The sequence below is a fragment of the Aphanizomenon sp. UHCC 0183 genome, assembly GCF_009712065.1.
Taxonomy (GTDB): Bacteria; Cyanobacteriota; Cyanobacteriia; order Cyanobacteriales; family Nostocaceae; genus Dolichospermum; species Dolichospermum heterosporum.
On the sequence record NZ_VILC01000037.1, the window covers coordinates 43281 to 45501 of the forward strand.

The following is a 2221-nucleotide window of genomic DNA, read 5'->3' on the forward strand; positions in this document are numbered from 1 at the left end:
TTTTGAGTAATGCGATCGCAGATCAAACAGTTAAGGTCAATTCTACCTTTACATTTACACTACCCAAAGATACCTTCTCCGATCCAGACGCAGTTAATCCCTATAAAAACCTCGTCATCTTTGGTGATAGCCTCTCAGATACAGGTAACTTCTACAAAGCATCCGGTAACACTTTTCCACCATCACCCAACTATCAAGGTCGTTTTTCTAATGGCTTAGTTTGGGTTGATTACTTTGCACATGATTTACAATTTACAGACCAATCAATTCAAAACTACGCCTTTGTGGGCGCAAATACAGGAGTAAGTAATACTTTTGGGCAAATAACCGTACCTGGATTACTCACACAAATTCAGCAATTTAAAACTGTAAATACCAATTCCATCGGTAAAGATGGACTGTATGTAATTTGGGCTGGTGCTAATGATTTTCTGAATCTTGCCACAGATCCTACTCAAGCTGTGACTAATGCAGTTACTAATATTAGTAGTGCAATTACAACTTTAGCCGGATTAGGTGCTAAAGAAATTGTTGTTGGCAATTTAGCCGATTTGGGTGCTACTCCTGCGAGTATTGCTAGTAATAATGTAGCTAATGCCAGAGCAATTTCTCTTGGCTTTAATACAGCTTTAAATCAAGCTTTAACTAACTTAGAACCAGCTCTAAATGTTAATTTATCTTTGGTAGATAACTTTGGTTCGATTACAGCAGTTCAGACTAATCCTGCTAATTACAAATTCACGAATATTACCCAACCTCTAATTACAGCCACTAATCCAGTTAATCCTGATCAATATGCTTTCTGGGACGATGTTCATCCCACAACAAGACTGCATCAGTTAGTAACAGATACATTTGAAAATACACTGCTCAATGATGGTGTAATTCCTGATTTAATTAAATATTCTGCTACTTTAGCTGATGGTAGTAAGTTACCAGATTGGCTGAATTTTAACTCCACAACTCGAACCTTTAGTGGTACTCCCAACACAGGAAATGTAGGTAAATTAGATGTCAAGGTAATTGCGACAGATAAAGCCGGGGCAACTGTCAATGATATCTTTACTCTCGCAGTCAACCAATCTACAACTGTAGGAACTCCAGAAGATGATAAATTAATTGCCACTCCTGGTAGTCAATTCGATGGTCAAAACAATATTGTATTTACAGGTGCAGGTAAAGACGAGGTAGACTTGTCCACTGTATCTGTTTTTCCCAACTCAGGTAATAATATCGTTGATCTGGGTAGCGGTGAAGATACAATTTTTGTGAATAAACGCGATCGCGCTTTCGGTAGTGACGGTAATGACACCTTTAATGCTAAAGATGGTCAAGGTGGCAACCGCATATCCGGTGGTCTTGGGGATGATACCTTCTACTTGGGTAGCAATGACCGCGCTTTAGGTGGTGATGGTAAAGATATCTTCAGAGTTAGTCTTGGTGGTGGTAACTTAATTTCCGGTGGTGCTGGTGCTGACCAATTCTGGATTGTCAATGCTGAATTACCCTCTTCGGCTAATACCGTGCTTGACTTCCAACTGGGTACTGATGTCATTGGTATTCAAGGTGCTGTCAGTTTAGGTATTACCACATCCACACTCAAGTTAAATCAAGTTGGTGGAGATACTGCGATTGTCTTCAATAATCAAACTTTAGCGACTCTGACTGGGATTCAAGCCAGTAGCTTGAGTTTGACAGATTCTAAACAGTTTGTCTTTGCTTAGAATATAATTCTCCCATAGGGGTTTAGCGCGATGCGTTAAGCTCCTGATCTAGGGATATAGGGACAGCGATCGCTCGAATTAACCACCGAATACCTCATCCTGGAAATCCTGAAATCCTGGAAATTCTGATTCAGACAAATTCCCACAGCGATCGCTCGAATTAACCACCGAATCATAGAAATCCTTTTCTCAAGAATTGGTAAAGGCGATCGCTCGAATTAACCACCGAATCCTGGAAATCCTGATTCAGACAAATTCCCACAGCGATCGGTCTTCTCAATAATTTAGCAGGGGCGATCGCTCGAATTAACCACCGAATCCTGGAAATCCTGATTCAGACAAATTCCCACAGCGATCGCTCATCATTAATTATCCTCAAATTAACAACCTTATTTTGGTGCGATTAGAGTTATTTCAGATCCCCGACTTCTTTAAGAAGTCGGGGATATGGGGATATAGGGACAGCGATCGCCACCAATTAACCACCGGATACCTCA

General features: G+C 40.5%; 2 protein-coding genes. One reads left to right on the forward strand and one right to left on the reverse strand.

The genetic code is table 11. From position 1 onward, the window contains the following. Positions 1-1724, forward strand: a 1724-nt coding sequence (locus FJR37_RS14275) for an SGNH/GDSL hydrolase family protein (protein ID WP_174763425.1), incomplete at its 5' end; no start/stop codon positions are given. A 35-nt stretch (positions 1725-1759) separates the two neighbouring features. On the opposite strand, the gene FJR37_RS14280 is transcribed toward FJR37_RS14275, so the two are convergent. Beyond that, positions 1760-1900, reverse strand: a complete 141-nt coding sequence (locus FJR37_RS14280) for a hypothetical protein (RefSeq protein WP_168466310.1) — start codon at positions 1898-1900, stop codon at positions 1760-1762. Between the last annotated feature and the right edge of the window lie 321 nt (positions 1901-2221).